The 19946-nt window shown below is 44.9% G+C and carries 22 protein-coding genes and 4 tRNA genes; 17 read left to right on the forward strand and 9 right to left on the reverse strand.

Annotation, left to right across the window (positions count from 1 at the left end; genetic code table 11):
- Window positions 1-26: 26 nt before the first annotated feature.
- Window positions 27-422 carry a GFA family protein gene (locus VF685_RS03000; RefSeq protein WP_168396467.1) on the forward strand — a complete coding sequence of 132 codons (396 nt, stop codon included), beginning with the start codon at window positions 27-29 and terminating at the stop codon, window positions 420-422.
- Between the two features lie 48 nt (window positions 423-470).
- Entirely contained in the window at window positions 471-827 is a 357-nt protein-coding gene (locus tag VF685_RS03005) for a hypothetical protein (protein ID WP_075166807.1), read from the forward strand.
- A gap of 116 nt (window positions 828-943) precedes the next feature.
- Here the strand turns inward: VF685_RS03005 and VF685_RS03010 are convergent, their stop codons facing one another.
- Complete coding sequence (locus tag VF685_RS03010) at window positions 944-1390, reverse strand: GatB/YqeY domain-containing protein (protein WP_005177146.1); 447 nt, start codon at window positions 1388-1390, stop codon at window positions 944-946.
- Window positions 1391-1423: 33 nt separating this feature from the next.
- Window positions 1424-1639 (reverse strand): 30S ribosomal protein S21, encoded by a 216-nt coding sequence (gene rpsU / locus VF685_RS03015; protein WP_001136722.1) that lies wholly within the window; start codon window positions 1637-1639, stop codon window positions 1424-1426.
- Window positions 1640-1786: 147 nt separating this feature from the next.
- Here rpsU and tsaD point away from each other — a divergent pair, with 147 nt between their 5' ends.
- Window positions 1787-2803, forward strand: a complete 1017-nt coding sequence (gene tsaD, locus VF685_RS03020; protein WP_286384690.1) for a tRNA (adenosine(37)-N6)-threonylcarbamoyltransferase complex transferase subunit TsaD — start codon at window positions 1787-1789, stop codon at window positions 2801-2803.
- A 336-nt stretch (window positions 2804-3139) separates the two neighbouring features.
- Window positions 3140-3454 carry a hypothetical protein gene (locus VF685_RS03025; RefSeq protein ID WP_141667071.1) on the forward strand — a complete coding sequence of 105 codons (315 nt, stop codon included), beginning with the start codon at window positions 3140-3142 and terminating at the stop codon, window positions 3452-3454.
- 39 nt (window positions 3455-3493) lie between these two features.
- On the opposite strand, the gene VF685_RS03030 is transcribed toward VF685_RS03025, so the two are convergent.
- Complete coding sequence (locus tag VF685_RS03030; protein ID WP_074382963.1) at window positions 3494-4033, reverse strand: hypothetical protein; 540 nt, start codon at window positions 4031-4033, stop codon at window positions 3494-3496.
- A gap of 136 nt (window positions 4034-4169) precedes the next feature.
- On the opposite strand from VF685_RS03030, the gene VF685_RS03035 reads away from it, so the two are divergent.
- From VF685_RS03035 to VF685_RS03045, 3 genes are all read left to right on the forward strand, one after another.
- The gene (locus VF685_RS03035) at window positions 4170-4868 is read left to right on the forward strand and encodes a hypothetical protein (RefSeq protein ID WP_141667070.1); all 699 of its coding nucleotides are present in this window, start codon (window positions 4170-4172) and stop codon (window positions 4866-4868) included.
- A gap of 166 nt (window positions 4869-5034) precedes the next feature.
- On the forward strand, window positions 5035-5172 hold the full coding sequence (locus VF685_RS03040; protein WP_157797501.1) for a hypothetical protein: 138 nt from the start codon (window positions 5035-5037) through the stop codon (window positions 5170-5172).
- A 6-nt stretch (window positions 5173-5178) separates the two neighbouring features.
- Window positions 5179-5313, forward strand: a complete 135-nt coding sequence (locus VF685_RS03045) for a hypothetical protein (protein WP_257222781.1) — start codon at window positions 5179-5181, stop codon at window positions 5311-5313.
- Between the two features lie 389 nt (window positions 5314-5702).
- On the opposite strand, the gene VF685_RS03050 is transcribed toward VF685_RS03045, so the two are convergent.
- A complete protein-coding gene (locus tag VF685_RS03050) occupies window positions 5703-6581 on the reverse strand; it encodes an ATP-binding protein (protein ID WP_168405100.1) in 879 nt (292 codons plus the stop codon).
- A 180-nt stretch (window positions 6582-6761) separates the two neighbouring features.
- On the opposite strand from VF685_RS03050, the gene VF685_RS03055 reads away from it, so the two are divergent.
- The 6 genes from VF685_RS03055 (at window position 6762) to VF685_RS03080 (ending at window position 9672) form a co-directional block, all read left to right on the forward strand.
- Entirely contained in the window at window positions 6762-8276 is a 1515-nt protein-coding gene (locus VF685_RS03055) for a DUF3336 domain-containing protein (protein WP_286384689.1), read from the forward strand.
- Complete coding sequence (locus VF685_RS03060; protein ID WP_440203544.1) at window positions 8242-9078, forward strand: protein kinase domain-containing protein; 837 nt, start codon at window positions 8242-8244, stop codon at window positions 9076-9078. The genes VF685_RS03055 and VF685_RS03060 overlap by 35 nt, the downstream gene beginning before the upstream one ends.
- Window positions 9079-9185: 107 nt before the next feature.
- Window positions 9186-9270 (forward strand) — tRNA-Leu (locus tag VF685_RS03065).
- A 33-nt stretch (window positions 9271-9303) separates the two neighbouring features.
- Window positions 9304-9377 (forward strand) — tRNA-Trp (locus tag VF685_RS03070).
- A 39-nt stretch (window positions 9378-9416) separates the two neighbouring features.
- Window positions 9417-9501: transfer RNA gene (locus tag VF685_RS03075), tRNA-Leu, on the forward strand.
- Window positions 9502-9587: 86 nt separating this feature from the next.
- A tRNA-Leu gene (locus tag VF685_RS03080) sits at window positions 9588-9672 on the forward strand.
- 158 nt (window positions 9673-9830) lie between these two features.
- On the opposite strand, the gene VF685_RS03085 is transcribed toward VF685_RS03080, so the two are convergent.
- The gene (locus tag VF685_RS03085) at window positions 9831-10034 is read right to left on the reverse strand and encodes a hypothetical protein (RefSeq protein ID WP_005177162.1); all 204 of its coding nucleotides are present in this window, start codon (window positions 10032-10034) and stop codon (window positions 9831-9833) included.
- Window positions 10035-10486: 452 nt separating this feature from the next.
- On the opposite strand from VF685_RS03085, the gene VF685_RS03090 reads away from it, so the two are divergent.
- Complete coding sequence (locus VF685_RS03090) at window positions 10487-10759, forward strand: hypothetical protein (protein ID WP_005177167.1); 273 nt, start codon at window positions 10487-10489, stop codon at window positions 10757-10759.
- 15 nt (window positions 10760-10774) lie between these two features.
- Here the strand turns inward: VF685_RS03090 and gloB are convergent, their stop codons facing one another.
- Window positions 10775-11509, reverse strand: a complete 735-nt coding sequence (gene gloB, locus VF685_RS03095; protein WP_286384687.1) for a hydroxyacylglutathione hydrolase — start codon at window positions 11507-11509, stop codon at window positions 10775-10777.
- 129 nt (window positions 11510-11638) lie between these two features.
- Here gloB and VF685_RS03100 point away from each other — a divergent pair, with 129 nt between their 5' ends.
- Window positions 11639-13615, forward strand: a complete 1977-nt coding sequence (locus VF685_RS03100) for an acyltransferase family protein (RefSeq protein WP_286384686.1) — start codon at window positions 11639-11641, stop codon at window positions 13613-13615.
- Between the two features lie 61 nt (window positions 13616-13676).
- Here VF685_RS03100 and VF685_RS03105 read toward each other — a convergent pair whose 3' ends face one another.
- Window positions 13677-14909 (reverse strand): pyridoxal phosphate-dependent aminotransferase, encoded by a 1233-nt coding sequence (locus VF685_RS03105; RefSeq protein ID WP_005177173.1) that lies wholly within the window; start codon window positions 14907-14909, stop codon window positions 13677-13679.
- A 155-nt stretch (window positions 14910-15064) separates the two neighbouring features.
- Between VF685_RS03105 and msrB the strand changes: the two genes are divergently transcribed.
- Together msrB and VF685_RS03115 are read left to right on the forward strand one after the other, a co-directional pair.
- Window positions 15065-15484 carry a peptide-methionine (R)-S-oxide reductase MsrB gene (msrB, locus tag VF685_RS03110; RefSeq protein WP_005177175.1) on the forward strand — a complete coding sequence of 140 codons (420 nt, stop codon included), beginning with the start codon at window positions 15065-15067 and terminating at the stop codon, window positions 15482-15484.
- Entirely contained in the window at window positions 15481-15963 is a 483-nt protein-coding gene (locus VF685_RS03115) for a glutathione peroxidase (protein WP_127799182.1), read from the forward strand. Before msrB ends, VF685_RS03115 begins: the two co-directional genes overlap by 4 nt.
- Before the next feature lie 124 nt (window positions 15964-16087).
- On the opposite strand, the gene dapC is transcribed toward VF685_RS03115, so the two are convergent.
- The gene (dapC, locus tag VF685_RS03120) at window positions 16088-17257 is read right to left on the reverse strand and encodes a succinyldiaminopimelate transaminase (RefSeq protein WP_104511227.1); all 1170 of its coding nucleotides are present in this window, start codon (window positions 17255-17257) and stop codon (window positions 16088-16090) included.
- Window positions 17258-17281: 24 nt separating this feature from the next.
- A complete protein-coding gene (glnD, locus tag VF685_RS03125) occupies window positions 17282-19945 on the reverse strand; it encodes a [protein-PII] uridylyltransferase (RefSeq protein ID WP_005177196.1) in 2664 nt (887 codons plus the stop codon).
- Window position 19946: the final 1 nt, after the last annotated feature.

Consider the following 19946-nt stretch of genomic DNA (forward strand, 5'->3'; position numbering starts at 1 on the left):
TCATAATAACAATAAGGAGAACAATGATGTTACAGGGACAATGTTTATGCGGGCTGGTGTATTACCATTATCAGGCCGACCTGGAAAAGACCATTTTATGTTTTTGCCAGCATTGCCAGCGTGCGCAGGGGGCCATGCTGGGCTGGAATAGCCCGATTGATCAATCCAAATTTCAAATTGTACGCGGACAGCAATATTTAAAAGAATATTTTCACAGTCCGAATAAGGCGCGGGTGTTTTGTCAGGAATGTGGTAGCCCGATTTATTCTTATCGTTTAGATTTGCCGGGGGTTCTGCGTTTGCGTTTGGGAACGGTGACTGAAGGCTATGTGCCGGCGCCGACCGAACAGGCTTTTGCGCATCGAAAACCGCAGTTTTTGCAAGTCAGTCTGCTGGAAACCTCTATAAGGCATGGGGTTTAAAATGCTAGAATTCTAGCTCCTGGCTAAATAATGATTTTAAATAACGCGATGAAAAAATTATGGATGGGCATATTGCTCTGGGGGAGTCTGTCTGTGGTCCAGGCAGCGAGTGTGGAGCAGTATGTACTGGCGGTTGAGCAGATTAACCAGAGTTATAAGCAGCAGACCCGGCAGTTTTTAAAGGGCTTGAATCCGCAGCAATCGGGTTTTAGTCCGGCGCAGCAACAGCAGTTTTGTGGCATTGTGCAGAATTATATTGATCAGCTGTATAGCGCTGCAGATGAAAACCGTGCCTATCTGGATCCGCAATATCGCAACATGACCAAGCAGGATGTGGCCCAGCAGGTGTATTCATCTAAAGAAATGCAGATGCTGAAAAAATATCAGGTCAATTGTGCACACTGATAGAAGTGACTCAAGAACTGCTTAAAACTTTAGGCAGTTTTTTATTTTCGGGAAAATAAACTGATACAGCTGTTGATGCTGTTCGGGGGGGACGTGAGGCGTATGCCTGACTTGAATTAGCTTAATTTGGCTTTAATTTTGGCAGATACTTGTGCAGGATCGGCGCGCCCGGCTATGAGCGGACGCAGAGAATTCATCACCTTACCCATATCTTTCATGCTAGTAGCTTCTTGCGCTGCAATCGTTTGCGCAATGATGGAATCAAGTTCTTCCTCAGTCATAGCTTCTGGTAGAAACTGAGATAACACCTCAATTTCGGCTTGTTCCTTACTAGCTAAATCTTCTCGGCCAGCACCTTCAAAGGCTTTAACCGATTCTTTACGTTGTTTAATTTGCTTTTCAATGACCGCAAGAACCTGAGCATCGTCAAGCTCTTTGCGCTCATCGACTTCGATTTGCTTAATTGCCGCCTGTAGACTACGAATGACCGTTAACTTGTCCATTTCTTTAGCGCGCATTGTCGCTTTCAAAACGTCAGTAATCTGGCTTTTTAAAGTAGTCATGTTTTAATCCAGGCAGTCAATCACAAATTAATCTTAGTAAAGGCGAGTAGTACGTACTGATTCACGCGCCAATTTCTTTTGGTAGCGTTTAACAGCAGCAGCTTTTTTGCGCTTACGTTCTTGAGTTGGTTTTTCGTAGAATTCACGCTTACGTACGTCAGCTAAAACACCTGCTTTTTCGCAAGAACGTTTGAAACGACGGATAGCTACGTCTACTGGTTCGCCTTCTTTCAATTTAACTTGTGGCATGAAGAATCCTCATTAAGTTATGGATAAGATCTGGGGCCGAATTGCCCTCGATCACAAGTGAAGGTCAGTATTTTACTCATTTACATCTCATATCACAAGTCTATAATAGTTCCCGCAATAAATTTGATACAGGTTATAGGCAGTTTAATGATCGTTTTAGGCTTAGAAACATCGTGTGATGAAACAGGACTCGCGCTGTACGACAGTGAGTTGGGTTTACGCGGACAGGTGCTGTATAGCCAGATCAAACTGCATGCCGAATATGGCGGCGTGGTGCCGGAACTGGCCTCACGGGACCATGTGCGTAAACTGATTCCATTAATGAACGAACTGCTTGAGCAAAGCGGTGTGAAAAAATCGGATATTGATGCCGTGGCCTATACCCGCGGTCCGGGCCTGATGGGCGCCTTGATGACCGGGGCGCTGTTTGGCCGTACCTTGGCATTTGCCTTAAATAAACCTGCGATTGGCGTGCATCATATGGAAGGGCATATGCTGGCACCGTTATTGTCTGCAACGCCGCCTGAATTTCCATTTGTTGCACTTCTGGTTTCAGGGGGGCATTCACAGCTGATGGCCGCGTATGGCATTGGTCAGTATGAACTGCTGGGTGAGTCAATTGACGATGCGGCCGGTGAAGCTTTTGATAAAGTGGCCAAGATGATGGGCTTGCCGTATCCGGGTGGACCGAATATTGCCAAACTGGCCGAGCAGGGTGATCCGAATGCCTTTGCTTTCCCGCGTCCGATGTTGCATCAGGATTTAACCTTTTCCTTTAGTGGTTTAAAAACTGCCGTTTCGGTACAAATGAAGAAACTCGGTGATGAAAACCGTGATGCCGATATTGCAGCCAGTTTCCAGGAAGCCATTGTCGATACGCTAGTAAAAAAATCAGTGAAAGCATTAAAACAGACGGGTCTAAAACGTCTGGTGATTGCTGGTGGAGTCAGTGCCAATAAACGTTTACGTGAACGTTTAGAGGCTGATTTAGCCAAGATCCGTGCATCGGTTTACTATGCAGAACCGGCTTTATGTACCGATAATGGTGCCATGATTGCTTTTGCCGGTTACCAGCGTTTAAAAGCAGGACAACATGATGGTTTAGCGGTAACCACCACACCGCGTTGGCCGATGACGGAGTTAAAAAATCCTGAAGCGGTTTAAAGATAGATAGGAAAGGGGCGGAAAGCCTCTTTTTTATTGTCTTGGTTTTATTGAGTAGAAATTTTCAACAAATAATAAATTATTTTGACTCTGCCATAGTAAGTGTTTTCTTACAGATACCGTAAAATGGTTTAATCATATAGGAATCCCGCTCTATGATAGGCGGAATTAAGAATAAATTTAATTTTTTATAAAAGTGTACAAATAAAAAATATTTTTTATTTGTCTTATTTTTGATCATTTATGGTTTTAAATAAATAGAATAAAATTAAAATAGGGAGAGTGAGTGTTTTTATTGGTTATCTTCGCTTTTAAGCAAAGATTAGAGTAGTTTAAATGAATATATCTAAATATTTTTTTATTTTAGGTCTTGGTTTGTCTGCTATTGTTAGCTTTGAAACCCAAGCATACAATTATACATCAAAAGGGGTGGGTGCAGACAGAAGTAAAGCATGTAATCAAGCTGATGAGAAAATTCAACGTGGTTCGACTACTTCAGGTTGTATATGTTCAAATATTCAACAAACCTATTGGGTTTGTAAAATAAACTATGATAAGCCTAAGCCAGTTGTATATACTGCACCTCCGATTTATCAAGCACCTGCTCCTACACGACGCTCATATAATTTCAGTGCACCAGGTGTGTTATAAGTAAAAAAGGCACTATGTTTAACATAGTGCCTTTTAAACTTAAAAACCTGTTCCATTCGCTGGATCACATTTTTGCTTAAGAAATGTCATGGCATAGTTTACACGTGTCGCTATATCTTCACTTCCTAATGAAAAAATAGTGTATGGTTCATTATTTTTTAAGCGTATAGAAACAAGTTCTTTAGATTGTTTAACTTCTAAAACCTTTCCCCAATCAATTCCATTTTCGGTACTCCCTAGTCGTAAGTCAGGTCTTAGGGATACTACCGGTTCAACCATTGAACCACCATGATAAACTCTCAAAGATAAGCTATTATTATCATAATTTATTTTGCTAATACAACGATCAATAGTAGTTACGTTGGTAATTTTACTATAGCCTTCGAGTCGTGCTGATCCATCATGCTCATCAGCCATATCTGAAAAATATTTTTTTAAATCTCCAGATTGGATACCTTTGTCTGGTAATATAATCGTTAAAAATTTTTGTGCATTTGCTACAGTTTGCTCTGCTGCTATAAGTGGTGTTGTAAATAAAAAACAGCTGGACATAATAGTCAGAGACTTTAGGTAATTCATGTATAAAAAGCCAAATAAATAAATCGTTTTATTTTAAAATAAAACTCCTCTACTTTAAAGATTAGTATTTTTCTTTTTTTAGCAGTATTAGGTAATATATAAATACAACTTAAAAGCTTGATTTTTTGATTTTCAAATGAAGAAATATTTAATTTATATATCGTTCTTTACCACCACAGGTCTTTCTGCAGAATATGTAATGATTGGACCTCCTTCTGGAGAGTGGGGGCGAACCTATGGTGAAACTTATCAAAACTCGGTAAAACAAAAAGAAATTCAAAAACAGGTCGATTTGTTGGGTAAACACCGGACAGCAGAAGCTCAAAAAATGGTGGATCTTGCAGACGCAGCGCGTAAGGCAAGAGGTGAGAATACTGATTCAGTAATTAAAAATAATGATCAAAAAAAATCAGAAATTAAAAAAGAACAGTTAAGTTTAAGTGAAAAAGAAAAGGAGCTTAAACGTAAACTGGCTCAAGTCGAGAAAGAAGAGCAAGAAGCAAGAAAGAAAATTGAGTTATTACAATATCGTAATGCAGTACGTAATGGAACCAGTGTAGGTGCACTTCGTTGTGGGAGTTCAGGGCGTCCACGTGTGCATTTGGTGGGTGTAGTTGGACGTGCAACACGACCAGATCACGTGTATTCGGATTGCCGTTTGAAGCAGGTACAGTATCGTTGTCGTGGTGAAGGAAATTGGCAATTTTATACAAATAATTTATGGGTCTTAAGTAATGCATGTATTGGTATTGGTGATGACGTAATAGTAAATGTTCACTGTGATGCTGAACAAGTTGAAGTGCGACCAACACAATTTAGCTGTGATATTCACTAAGTTATATCCAGTAGCACAATATTCAGCTTTTATCTGTCAACTCATTTTATGAGGAATGGCAAATCTATGTATCATGTTTAGTTTCAAGGTTTTGATTAATAAGATAGTGTTTTTAAAAGAAGTATTGGAGAATTTAAAAATAAAATGAATGATAAAGGGATCAAGAATGATTCGTCCTGCGACAATTGAAGATGTGGCAGTTATTGCACAAGCGCATGTGCAGAGCGGGCAAGAAACCTGTCAGCAGATGCTCTATCTACCTATTTTGGCGGAATATAAGCTAGATACACGGCTTGCTTTATGATTGCAGGTGCTCAAGCTCAATAACCATATTCTATTGGTTACAGAAGGAGCAGGGCATATTCAGGGCTTTATTGATGTTTCGCTAAGTGAAGCAAAAGGCATTGCCAAAATTATAGCGTTATATGTATTGAAAGCTGCATAAAAGCGTAGGATTGGTCGAGTCTTGTTTAAAGAGGCATTAAAAGATATTCACCCAATGCAATATCCATAGATTTTACTCAATGTTTATGATCAGAACCCAGTCTGTCAGTTTGATGTACATATGAGAGCAAAATGCATTACTGCTGAAGATGTTAGCAATGAAGGTAAAAATCTCAAGGTTCTACATATCTATGGGACCGCGATGCATTTGCTGATTTAGATGGTTTGATTTAGTAGATTCAGAGTAAAAATTGCATGATACACAAGATAAAAGACTCGGCTTTAAAAGTCCGAGTCAGGTATTATAACAACAACATGGTGTTGCACTTCAAATGCGAATCTAAGAAGGCCCAAAGCGATATTTACGTTGAGCCTGATCTTTTGAATTTTCTATTGTTCCAGATTATTCAACTGAGTTGCCCCAATCCAGTGTTTCGAGAATTGATAAGCGGCACGGCCTGAGCGTTGACCGCGTGCCTGACACCAGCGTAAAGCTTCGGCACGTGCTTCAGCGGTGAGTTCCATCTCCGCCTTTTGCAGATAATGCTCGACAATTTCTAAATACAGATTCTGATCCATTGGATAAAACGACAGCCACATCCCGAAACGATCAGACAGCGAAATTTTTTCCTCAATCGCTTCCTGTGGATGCAGCTCGGTATATTGCGGCACATCTACCCGTGTTACCGGTGTATTTTCATGCATAAACTCAGGTAATAAATGCCGGCGGTTACTGGTGGCATAAATCACAAAATTACTTGAACCGGACTGTAATGAACCATCTAGCACGCTTTTTAAAGAACGATAATTTTCATCTTCGGCGTTAAAGGCCAGATCATCACAATAGACAATAAATTTTTCCGGCCGATCTGCAATCAGCTTCTGAATTTCAGGCAAATCCGATAAATCATCACGTTCAATTTCAATTAACCGTAACCCTTGTGCTTCATACTCGGTTAGCAGGGCACGCACAATGGAAGATTTTCCGGTACCACGTGAACCGGTAAGCAGTACATCATTGGCCGGTAAGCCTTTTAAAAACTGCAAGGTATTTTGAATTACTTTTTCTTTTTGTTTTTCAATGCCTTTTAAATCTTCCAGATAGATTTTTCGTGGCTGGTAAATGGCTTTTAACTGTTGATCCTGCCATTTAAAGGCCGATGCAGAAAAATCGGTGGCTTGCTTGAGTTCAGGCAAATGTTGCTGGAGCTGCTGTAAAACGGTTGCAAGCGAGGTGAGAATATTATCGGGTAAATCAATATGCGCCATGATTATTCAGCTTTTCGGTCTAGGTCAAAAGATTATCGGGTGCACAAACGACTGTATACCAAGGCGAAATGATTTAGCAATGAAAACATGAATTATGCAATTGAAGAATGTCTGAAATTTCTGCATAGTTAGGAGACATCGACAGATCAGCGCCTATTCAGCGAAGCGCAGAGGGAAGCTATGTTGTTTAAAGAGTTTAGCCAGGACATTAATCCTCATCAGGCCTATCGGATCAAAAAATTAAAACGAAAAATAGAACATGCCGAGAGTTACGAAGAATGGAAAAATCTGGCACTAAAAATAGATGAAGAATCGGGGGCGCAGGAATGGAAGTATGACAACACCTCGCCGTATTTTGATGCTGAAATTATTGCCCATCGTCTGAACTTATTACGCCGTTATCGCCTGGCAGAGCGAACTAGCGATCTGATGTATATTCTGCGTGAAGGCCTGACCTATGATGTGGCCAATATTGCCCATCCAATGCTGTTTACCGCGACCTATGTCGGCACTAAAAAAATTATTGAAGATTATATTGAAGAAGTCAGCAACAGTCTGGCCTTTATTGCATCCAAAGAATGCCATTTACTCAGTACTCAGGAAAAGATCGATTTTTTTAAAAACTGTCAGGTGGCCTATGGCCAGCCGGCGATTATGTTTTCAGGCGGGGCAACCTTGGGCCTGTTCCACACCGGCGTGTGCAAGGCGCTGCTAGAGCGTGACCTGATGCCGCAAGTGCTGTCTGGCTCCAGTGCCGGGGCGATTATGACCGCTATGCTTGGTATTTCCAAACCGTCGGAGATGATGCACATTTTAAATGGTGAATCGTTCTTTACCGAAGCTTTTCATTTTCGCCGCTGGGAAGACATTTTAAAGGGCAATGGTGGTATTGCCGATGTGCGCTATCTAAAAAAATTCCTGCTCACCAACCTCGGCGATGTCACCTTTGAAGAAGCCTTTAAGATGTCCGGGCTGCATATCAATATTGCAGTTGCGCCGTATGATGCCTCACAAGAAGCACGCATCATGAACAGTTATACCTCGCCAGATTTGCTGGTCTGGAGTGCGGCTTTGGCCTCCTGTGCGGTACCGGTGCTGTTTCCACCGGTGCGTTTGACCAGTAAACGGCAGGATGGGGAACATACGCCCTACATGGGCAGAACCCGCTGGGTCGATGGCAGTGTGCGTAGTGATTTCCCGCAGGAAAAAATGGCGCGTTTGTATAACGTCAATTACACCATTGCCAGTCAGGTCAATCCGCATGTGGTGCCGTTTATGCAAACCGATACCGAGCGTTTCCGTAAAGATATGCTGAGCTGGCCGGAGCGTATTGTACGCCGCCAAGGTAAAGTGATTAGTAAGGGGATTATGGACTTTACCCGTGAACGTGTCGGTGGTGTGCCGGCAGTACGCCGTCTGCTCGATCATGGTCATGGCATTGTTGATCAGCGTTATTATGGTGATGTGAATATTGTTGGCAAATATGGCTGGCGTCATTATAGCTATATGTTACAAAACCCACGTCCACACCTGTTTCGATTGTTACAACGCGAAGGTGAACGCGCCACCTGGCCAAAAATCTCCATGATTGAAACCCATGCCCGCGTGGGTAAAACCATTCAGCATTGTCTGGAACTTTTAGAATATCAGCAGAACCCCGTTGAACACGCCAAATCCGAATTTATTGCCGTTTAGTCCGGCTGAACTTGAACACTATTGTTTTGAGTTAAAAACCAAGCCGCAAAGCTTCAAGATGGGGCGGCGTCTGTTTCAGTTTCAACAAGGGCAATCTGTATACTGGTTGAAAGCCCAGCAGAGGGATGCGCATCCGCAACTGAGCGCAGGTTTTTGCCGAGAGCTGAATTTTTATCGCCAGTTTCAGCAGGCAGATGCACCGGATTTTTTACTGCCATTCTATTGTAGTCAAAATACCGAAATGCTGTGCATTCAGCAGGAGACTTTTCAGGATTATCTGATTGTGCCAGATGCGCCGGCGTTTTTTACTTTAGCACCCTCACAATTTAGCCCAAGCCAGATTCAAACACGCTTGCTGCAGGTACTGGATAGCCTGGAACAGCTAACACGGTTGGGCTATCTACATGCAGATTTAAAAGCCGAACATTGGCGTGAATGGGCAGGGCAGGTCAAACTGATTGATTTTGAACAGTTGCAGGCCATAGATGATCCGCTAATGTCCAATATGACAGCCACACCACGCTATATGGCACCTGAATTATTTCATGGTGAAGCCAAAACATTGGCCAGTGATCTCTATGCATTGGGGATTATTGTCTATGAATGGCTGACTCAGCGCCGTTTACAGGCCAAAAGCTATCAGGATTGGGCCTATTTGCATTGTCAGCAGCTTAAAATTAAGTTACCCGCAGCGTATTTGGGCTTTCAGGACCTGCTTGAGGCGATGCTCAACAAGCAAAAAAGCCAGAGAGAAGTCAGTTTTTTGGCCTTAAAAACAATGTTAAGCACTGAAAATGCTTAAGAAAAAACCAAAAAAGAGGCTTTTGTTTTTTATTTAAACAAACAAGTGGCTTTTTCATAAAAAGGGCTTGTCATCGGGAAGTGATCTCTATAATATACACAGCCATCGGGGGCGTGGCGAAATTGGTAGACGCACTGGATTTAGGTTCCAGCGCTGCGAGGCGTGAGAGTTCGAGTCTCTCCGCCCCCACCACTTAAATATCAAGTGAGCTTGATTTTAGGTAACAGAGGATTGGTGTAATGGTAGCATGACGGTCTCCAAAACCGTTCGTCAAGGTTCGAATCCTTGATCCTCTGCCAGAATTTTGAGAAATCCAGCATTAAGTTGGTACCCGGTATGGGGGCGTGGCGAAATTGGTAGACGCACTGGATTTAGGTTCCAGCGCTGCGAGGCGTGAGAGTTCGAGTCTCTCCGCCCCCACCACTCAAAATCAGCAAGGTTAAACTCCTCGCTTCTTTTGTTGAACCGGCCAGCTTGAGTATTTCTTCAAAAAATTGGCATCTTTATATGGGGATGTGGCGGAATTGGTAGACGCACTGTGTTCAGGTCGCAGCGCCGCAAGGTGTAAGAGTTCGAGTCTCTTCATCCCCACCAAATTCTGAAAAAGCAGGGCAGATGTCCTGCTTTTTTATTGCCTGTTATTTTGTCAGGCCTTTATCTCGCCCAAAGAAAAGCCCGCAGAACAGACGGTTCAACGGGCTCAAGTTATGAGAACACTTTATTTTTCTCGATCAAAGAGTGCGTAAACGAATTCAGGCTTTTAAGTGGTCCTCAAATTCTTCACCGAGTTGTACGGCTAGTGCATTGCCGGCCAGTTCACCAGTGACCAGACCATATTCTTTTTTAAAACTAAAGGTAAAACCACGGCCATCGGCTAAATTTTTGACTGAATATCCCAGTTTTTCTAACCAAATACGAAAGGCAATTAAATTTTTAGCTTTTACCACTTTTTTCACGAGTGTACTCCCTTATCTTCAATAAAGTATAGATATGGTTATATCAAGATTTTTTAAAGGGCAAAATTCAAGAATGTGTCAAAAAATATTGAGATTGATCATTTTTGCAGCAAAAAATCCAGAATTTGAGCGCCTGAAAAACGTGTATAGATGAATAAAGCGGCAGAATTTTAAGCAAATTTTAAATTAATTGATTGATATATTTGATGTATTTTTATTCTAAATTTTCAACACTATCTATGGGCTATTTAAGCCGGCTTGAAATAATTTGTTAAATATTGATGACAACACATCTTTAAGTATTTCTTACAACTTCGGCCCGGCGCGAGATAAAAAGTTGTAGCGATCTGCCGGCTATAATTTGCATACGCTGAGTGATTGATGGCTTTATTTTAAGCCATAGCAGGCCTGGAGATCGGGTATCATAAAGTACAGCCACAGGAGTGAGTAAGATGACGCCAAATACCATTGAAGCTGACGTACAGCAGACCATTCAACAGATGCAGCAACAGGGCCAAACCCCGGTGGCGGTAATGCTAGGCCATGAAGACTGGCTGGTCTTTACCGAACAATCGCAGGTGGCCTACACTCCATTTGGCAGTGCGCGTCGTTATCAACCAGCGTTGGGCGGCTTACTGCTGGTACGCATTGATGAAATGAATGCGGTACGTGTGGTGACACAGACCGAGCTGGATGCGTATGCGGCCAGTCACCAGCTGTTATAAACCGGTTAAACCGCTTTAAAAATTATCTTTCATTTCACGTAATTTTTGGAATTCTTCGACGCTGTCCACCCGTAAAAAAGGATTGGTCTGCAGTTCCAGTTCAATTGTACTTGGCAAGGTCGGCTGATTTAGCAGGCGTAAATCTTCCACCTGCTGATAACGCTGTTGTAGCGCCAGATTATCCGGTTCAACATGCAGGGCAAATTTGGCATTGGACAGGGTATATTCGTGGGTGCAGTACACTTTGGTACGTGCCGGTAATGCCGCCAGACGGTTTAAAGAGTGATACATCTGCTCAAAGGTGCCTTCAAAAACTCGGCCGCAGCCCATCGCAAACAGGGTATCACCGCAAAACAGGGTGTCGATGGCATCAATAAAATACACAATATGCCCCAGGGTATGGCCGGGAACCGCCAGTACATCCACCTGCAGATCATGAAATTTAAAATGGGCTTCATGTTGCAAAGGGTGGGTGATAAACGGGATTTTACTCAGCTCTTCGCGCGGGCCATAGACCGGAATATTGCGGGATTGCAGTAGTTCCGGCACGCCCCCAATATGGTCTTTATGCCAGTGGGTCAGCCAGATCTGGCTTAAATTTAAACCATGCTCACGGCAATACTGTTCCACCGGTTCGGCTTCGGTGGGGTCGACCACAATCACATCTCTGGATGTGGTATGTTCCAGCAGCCAAATATAATTCTGTAACTGGTTCTCAATATCCAGCAGATGCACTTTATAGTTGCTCATCCCTCACCCCCACATAATATGATGCCCAGTATAGCCTGAAAGCGATGTTGTCGTCGCTGTGTATCCAAAATTGATCTTTGACTGAAAAGGTCTACAATAAGCCACGTTTCAATTTTCCCCTGCACGTTCATGAGTTTTGCCTATCGCGCCGATATTGACGGTTTAAGAGCGATTGCCGTCCTGTTGGTGATTTTTAATCATATTGGCCTGTCTATTTTCCCCGGTGGTTATATTGGCGTCGATATTTTCTTTGTGATTTCGGGCTATTTAATTACCTTAATTTTAAGCAAAGAAATCCAGAACCAGACTTTCTCAATCGGTCGCTTTTATAAAAAGCGGGTGGTGCGTTTGGCACCGGCCTATTTTACTGTACTGAGTGTGGTGAGTCTGGTGGCCTGGCAGGTGATGCTGCCCGATGAGCTGAGTCGTTATTTCGACAGTGTCTTTTATGCCACGTTTCTGATGGCCAATATTTATATGCAGCGTGAAGTCGGTGATTACTTCAGTCAGAGTGTCAATGAAGTGCCGCTGCTGCATTTATGGTCGTTGGGCGTTGAAGAGCAGTTCTATATTTTCTGGCCGCTGATTCTGCTGTGCTTTATGAAAAGAAGTAACCGGCAATGGGGTCTGCTGATGGTCGGATCTTTTATTCTCATGTCGTTGCTGTATGCGCAGCAGCAGTTGAGCGTGAATGCCGAGAAAGCCTATTACAGTATGCCGGTCCGCGCCTTTGAGCTGCTCTTGGGTGCGCTGATCTGCTTTTTGCCACAAATAAAATGGTCAAAATGGCTGGCGCAAACGCTGGTCTGGAGTTGTCTGGCGCTGTTGTTAGGCACGGCAATGTGGTTGGATCATGCCACACCATTTCCGGGCGCAATGGCGCTGATTCCATGTCTGGCAACGGCCTTGATTATTTATATCGGCCAGAGCGTGCAGTCGCAGAATGTGGTACTGACCAACCGTTTTAGCCTCTGGATGGGCAAAATTTCCTATCCTTTATATTTATGGCACTGGCCGGTAATTGTACTGTTCAGTATCTATATGCTGCCGGTTAATGCCGGTTATCAGCTGGCTATGGTGCTGCTTAGTATCGCGCTGGCCTATCTGACTTATCGTTATATTGAACAGCCGAGCAAAGGTTTTGTGATGGCTGCCAATTACAAGGTCATTCTGAGCGGTTTTGTGGCGCCGGCACTCTGTTTTATTGGCGTGGCGCAGCTGGTCAGTCAGCATCAGGGTTTTCCGGAGCGGCTAAGTCCGCAAGTGCAAAACCAGATGGCAGCCTTAAATTCGTTTGCGCATGGCATCCGGCAGAAATGTCACAGCTTTCCCAATCCTGGAACGCTGGCCAATCCGCAAGACTGTGTGCTGGGTGTGGAAAAACCGCAGATTGATTTTATGCTGATTGGTGATTCACATGCCAACAGCTATACCGGACTGCTGGATGTCTGGGCCAAAGATGCTGGACTGCGCGGTTATGACAGCACTCAGGACACCACTATTTATTTACCGGGTGTCCAGCGTGGCCGTGGTGAGCATGAAGTGGCTGCCTTTCAAGCCCGCAATGACGCAATTGAGGCGCATTTAAAACAGCATCATTATCAGTTTGTGGTGATGTCAGCTGCCTTTAGCCAGTATCTGGATGCCGGGCATGATCTGCATCCGAGCGCAGAAGAGGGCAGTCAGGCCGCGAATCATTTAGACAGTTATTTTGCCGGTTTACAGGCTGCGGTGGATAGTGCACTGGCCAGCAGCGAGTATGTAGTGATGCTGATGGATGTTCCGGTGATTGATCCGGATCAGGCCAATTGTTCATTACGCCGTGAATGGCTGGGGATTGAGCGTGAATGCGCGGTGTCGGCAGATGAATTCCAGCAGAGCAATGCACCAATTTATCAGTGGATGAATGAATTGCAGCAGCAGTATCCACAACTGATTGTGGTCGAGCCGACCAAGGTGCTGTGTGATGCGAAGCAATGTGATTTAAGTGTCGAGGGGACGCCGCTGTATCGAAATCAGGATGATGATCATCTCAGTTTTAAAGGTTCGGAAGCGCTGGGGCAGGCCTATTTACAGCAATACGGCAATCCGCTGAAATCGCTTTAATCTTTCCCGTTTGCATAAAAAAGCCGTGAATTGGTCACGGCTTTTTTTATTGTATTTCAGCTTAGCGGATTTTCGCCAGGAAGCGGCCTAAACGGCTAAGCGCTTCACGTAATTCATTTTCAGCTGGCAGGAACACCACACGGAAATGATCTGGGGTTGGCCAGTTAAAGCCGGTGCCTTGAACCAGTAGCACTTTCTCGGCTTTCAGGAAATCCAGCATCAGTTTTTCATCATCTTCAATGGCGTAGACATTTGGGTCCAGTTTCGGGAAGCAGTACATTGCACCTTCTGGCTTGACGCAAGACACACCCGGAATTTCGTTCAGCATTTCCCAGGCAATATTGCGCTGTTCATACAGACGGCCACCCGGACGGATCAGGTCATTAATTGACTGATAGCCACCAAGCGCGGTCTGAATCGCATATTGCGCCTGATGGTTGGCACACAGACGCATAGAGGCCAGCATGTCCAGACCTTCAATATAGTCGGCTGCGCGTGAACGGTCGCCAGTAATGGCCATCCAGCCAGAACGGTAGCCGGCAATACGGTAGGCTTTAGATAAACCGTTGAATGAAATACACAGCTGATCACCAGCCAGGGCTGCAACCGACACATGTTCAATGCCGTCATACACGATTTTGTCGTAAATTTCGTCGGCAAATAAAATCAGATCATATTTTTTTGCCAGCGCGACAATCTGTTCCAGCACATGACGTGGATAAACTGCACCGGTCGGGTTGTTCGGGTTAATAATCACAATACCGCGGGTATTGGGTGTGATTTTGCTTTCCATATCGGCCAGATCTGGATACCAGTGATTTTCTTCATCACATTTATAGTGAATGGCCGTACCACCCGACAGATTAACCGCCGCCGTCCATAGTGGATAGTCCGGCATTGGAATTAGCATTTCATCGCCATCATCCAGCAGGCCTTGCATGGCCATTACGATTAGCTCAGACACGCCATTGCCGATATAGACATCATTAACGTGCAGGTCAAAAATGCCTTTTTGCTGATAATACTGGCAAATAGCCTTACGTGCCGGGAAAATCCCTTTGGAGTCGGTATAACCGACTGCATTCGGCAGGTTCAGCGCCACATCGTTAATAATTTCCTGTGGGGCTTCAAAGCCGAAGGGGGCGGGGTTACCAATATTCAGTTTAATAATTTTATGGCCGGCCTCTTCCATTTCATTGGCCGCTCGTAACACAGGTCCGCGAATGTCGTAGCATACATGCTCGAGTTTTGAGGATTTTTTAATTTCGCGAGGAGTCGTGTTACCTGTGGACATAATTCCATCCAATTATATGTTTCTGTTAGCAAAAAATAGATTACGCAATTATCACAATCTATACTGAAATTTAGCTAGATATTTTGCAAGCTCTAGCGTAAATATGGAAGTACTGAAGCATGACATTGAATGTCAAAGATTTAAAGGAGTTAGTGATGGGAAAACTCAATAAAACAGACCGAGAATGGCAAAGAGAGTTATCACCAGAAGAGTTTCGGATTACACGACAAAAAGGAACCGAACCGGCCTTTACAGGGAAATACTGGAATAGCAAACAGGATGGGGTGTATGTGTGCCGTTGCTGTGGAGAAGCCTTATTTTCTTCCGACACCAAATACGACAGCGGCAGTGGCTGGCCAAGTTTCTACCGTCCAATTGCCCCGGGGGTCGTGGAAGAACATAACGATCAGTCGCATGGCATGGTGCGTACCGAAATTGTCTGTCATCATTGTGATGCACATTTGGGCCATGTTTTTGATGATGGACCGCAACCGACCGGCTTGCGCTATTGCGTCAACTCGGCGTCATTAGAACTAAAAACACAAGAAAAAAGTGATGAGGAAACCTATCCATGACCAACATTTATCAGTTTGAGGCTGAGTTGTTAGATGGGAAAAATAAATCATTTGCCGATTATGAAGGCAAGGTTTTATTGGTGGTGAATACCGCCAGCAAATGCGGTTTTACCCCGCAGTTTGCCGGACTGGAAAAGCTGTATGAAAAATATAAGCCCCAAGGCTTTGAGGTGCTCGGCTTTCCCTGTAACCAGTTTGGTGGCCAAGACCCCGGTTCCAATGAGCAGATCGGGGCCTTTTGCCAGAAAAATTATGGGGTCAGCTTTCCTATGTTTGCCAAGGTCGATGTCAAAGGCCCGGAAGCACACGCAATTTTCCGTTATTTAACCAATAACAGCAAAGGCATTTTGGGCAACGGCATCAAGTGGAACTTTACCAAGTTTTTAATTGGTAAAGATGGCAAAGTGCTGAATCGCTATGCACCAACCACCAAGCCGGATGCATTGGAACAGGAGATTGAACAGGCTTTACAAGGTTAATACAGGACAAGCGACTTCAGCATCAGCTTTAATTTTGGGGATGATCCTCATCCATGCAAACAGTGTTTAGTCCTGCCTAAAATGAAAAATCCACTCAATAGAGTGGATTTTTTAATATCAGCACCTACAAAATCGCTTTGAGGCGTTGAATCACCTGTTCGCACTGGGCGATATCGGCCACCAAGGCTAAACGGACATGATTTTCACCCGGATTACCTTGCTCGGTTTCACGCGATAAATACCGGCCCGGCAACACTTTAATATGCGCTTTTTCCATCAGCATTTTGGCAAAGGCTTCATCATTATCAACTTTGAGCCAGTAATAGAAACCGGCATCCGGTTTTTGTAAAGGGAGTAGTTGCCCCAGCTCGCTTTGGAACAAGTCAAATTTGGCGCGGTATTGCACGCGGTTGTCTTCAACGTGCTGCTCATCATCCCAAGCCGCAATAGAGGCCAGTTGATGCTGTACCGGCATGGCTGCACCGTGATAGGTACGGTATTGCAAATACGGTTTCAGTAAATCGGCATCGCCGGCAACAAAGCCTGAACGCATCCCCGGCAGATTGGAGCGCTTGGACAGGGAATGGAAAACCACGCAGTTTTTATAGTCGTCGCGGCCTATTTCGGCACAAACTTCGAGCAGGCCAGTCGGTGCTTCATCAAACCACAGTTCTGAATAGCATTCATCTGAGGCAATTACAAAACCGTATTGATCGGACAGTGCAATCAGCTTTTTAAACTGGTCTTTGGACAGTACCGCACCGGTCGGGTTGCCCGGCGTACAGACAAATAGCAACGCGGTTTTTTCCCAGACTTCGGCTGGTACGGCATCAAAGTCACCTAAATACTGGTTGTCTTCGGTACAGTTAATGAAATACGGCTTGGCCCCGGCCAGTAAGGTTGCGCCTTCATAAATCTGGTAAAACGGGTTTGGCATCACCACATACGGTGCATCTTCACGTTTCACCAGTGCCTGTACAAAAGAGAAGATCGCTTCACGGGTACCTGAAACCGGTAAAACATGGTGATCTGCACTGATGCTGTTCAGCTTGAAACGGCGACTTAGCCACTGGGCAATGCTGTGGCGTAATTCAGGCAGACCCTTGCTGTTCGGGTAAGTCGATAAATGCTGGAAGTTGTCAATAATGGCCTGTTTTACAAATTCCGGTGCCGGGTGCTTCGGTTCTCCAATTGAGAGGGGAATCAGCGGTAAATCGGCCGGTTGTATATCCTGAAAAAGTCGGTTTAACTTTTCAAATGGATAAGGGTGCAATAAAGACAAACTTGAGTTCATGTAATCGTTACCGATAGGTTGATGTTAATGTTGGCACACCTGATTTGAGGCTTCATCAAGTGCTGCCTTTAATTTGGCCGCAAAGCTTTTGGCTTCTTCTGCATTCATGGGCGCGCCATCTTTTTTGGTGACAAAGAAAATATCTTCGGCACGTTCGCCTAGGGTGGCAATTTTAGCAGAATGAATATCCAGCCCCTGCATCATAAACAAGCCGCCGACTTTGGCAAGTAAGCCCGGCTGGTCAAGTGTCGCAATTTCCACCATGTTCTGGTTGAGTGCGGCATTCAGGCTGATGTCGACAGTATTTTCAATATCAAAATGGCGCAGCTGGCGCGGAATCAGGCGCTGCATCAGCCCCGGATATTTGTCTGACTGGCTTAATGCAGTGACCAGTGATTGAATCACGGTGTCCTGACGCTCGGCATCGGTCAGCAGGGTACCAAAACGATCCAGTACCACATAAGTATCTAAACTAAAGGCTTTGGTGGCGGTAATAATCCGCGCGTCCTGCACATCCAGATTCATGCGGTCTAAAATCGCCACGGTGGTGGCAAACAGGTTTGGCTGATCCTGAGTATAAATAAAGATCTGCACGGCATCCTGGGCATATTTACGATGAGCGCGCATCAGTACTAAAGGTGCCGGATTGTCACTGTGCTGCAAGATGGCGCGGGTATGCCAGGCAATTTCATCGGCGGTTTCTTTCAGGAAGTATTCATCGCCCAGTTCCTGCCAGACTTTTTCCACTTCTTCCAGCGAGAAATCCTCGACCAGTAATTCGCTGGCCGCAAATTTGGTGTCTTCAATCAGCATCTGATAATCCACCGGACGACCCAGGCCGGAACGGATCACATCACGGGCATGGGTGTATAGCTGGCGCATCAGCGAGGCGCGCCAGGTGTTCCATAAGGTTGGATTGGTGGCGTTAATATCGGCCACAGTTAGGGTATACAGATAATCCAGATGTTCCATATCGCCCATCAGTTCGGCGAAAGCTTTGACCACATCCGGATCGGAAATATCTTTTTTCTGTGCAGTGACCGACATCAGCAGGTGGTTTTGCACCAGCCAGGCCACCAGATTGCATTCACGTTCGGTAAAGCCATGCGTGCGGCAGAAGGCAATCGCATCGGCGGCGCCAAGTTCACTATGATCGCCACCACGACCTTTGGCAATGTCATGGAAAATTGCGGCCAGATAGACAATGTCACGACGCGCCAGACGCTGGAACACCGAGCTGACCACCGGAAAATCTTTGGCAAATTCCGGTTCTTTAAAGCGGTTCAGGTTGCGAATCAGCAGCAGGGTGTGCGCATCGACGGTATAAATATGGAACAGGTCATATTGCATCAGGCCGGTAATTTGCCCGAAAGCCGGAATATAGTTGCCCAATACACCATAGCGTTTCATTGCCACCATGGTGTCATATAAACGGTACGGCGAGCGTAAAATCGCCATAAACAGCGCCTGATGGACTGGATTATCACGAAAATCGCGGTCAATCCGTTTGGCAGCCAGGGTCAGCAGGCGTAAGGTGCGGGCACGAATCCCGGTAATTTCAGGACGATTGGCCAGCAGATAGAAAATTTCCAGAATCGCACTGGGCTTTTCAGAAAAAATCTTGTGATGCTGCACCGCCAGTTTGCCATCGACCAGTTTGAAGTTTTCATTAATTTCTTCAATCTGGCGTTCATATTGCGGCAGGCGCGGGGTAATCACCGATTCATTAAAATAGGCCAGTAACATTTCATTTAGCGTCGACACCTGCTGCGCGGTGCGGTAATAACGCTTCATGAACTGTTCAATCGGATAATTGGGTGATTTGCCTTCTTCACGGACATAGCCGAACTTGGCTGCAATATCACGCTGATAATCAAACAGCAGGCGGTTTTCATCGCGTTTGGTCAGCAGGTGCAAATAATGGCGAATTTCCCAGAGGAAACTTTCGGCTTCTTCCAGTACGCCCAGCTCAAACTCGGAAATAAAACCCAGATGCACCAGATCATAAATACGGTTGACACGGAAATGCCGTTTGGCAATCCAGCCAATCTGGTTAATATCGCGGATGCCACCCGGTGCAGTTTTAATATCCGGCTCTAAATTGCTTTCGGTATGGTTGTGCTGAGCATAGCGTTTGGCTTGCTCTTCCATCTTGGCATCAAAAAAGGTTTTATCGGTCCAGGTTTGCGACACAATCCGGCGTGGCCATTTGGCCAGATGTTCATTGCCAATAATCAGTCGTGCTTCAATTAAAGCGGTGGCCACAGTCAGGTCATTGGTGGCCTGAATCACGCAATCCTGAATGGTACGCACGCTAATGCCGGGTTTGAAATTACCGACATCCCACAGCGATGAAATAAAGGTTGAAATCAGCTTTTCCTGTTCCGGCGAGATTTCATCTTCTGACAGGATCATGATGTCGACATCGGAATAGGGCAACATTTCGCGGCGGCCATAACCGCCCACCGCAAACAGGCCTAAATCGGTCTGGTCCAGTCCGGCATGTTGCCACAGGAATTTTAGCGCCTCATCAATAAAATTGGAGCGCGCCAGAATAATGTCACGGATCGAATGTCCATTTTCAAAACATTCCCCCAGCTGATGTTCAACATCACTTCGCCACTGATTAATGGCCTGAATGTCATGGTTACTTTTTACGTAATTCAGCAAGGGTAAGGTGTTGATCATG

Origin of the sequence: Acinetobacter sp. Brlt_5, from assembly GCF_051949055.1 — a bacterium.
Classification (GTDB): domain Bacteria; phylum Pseudomonadota; class Gammaproteobacteria; order Pseudomonadales; family Moraxellaceae; genus Acinetobacter; species Acinetobacter indicus.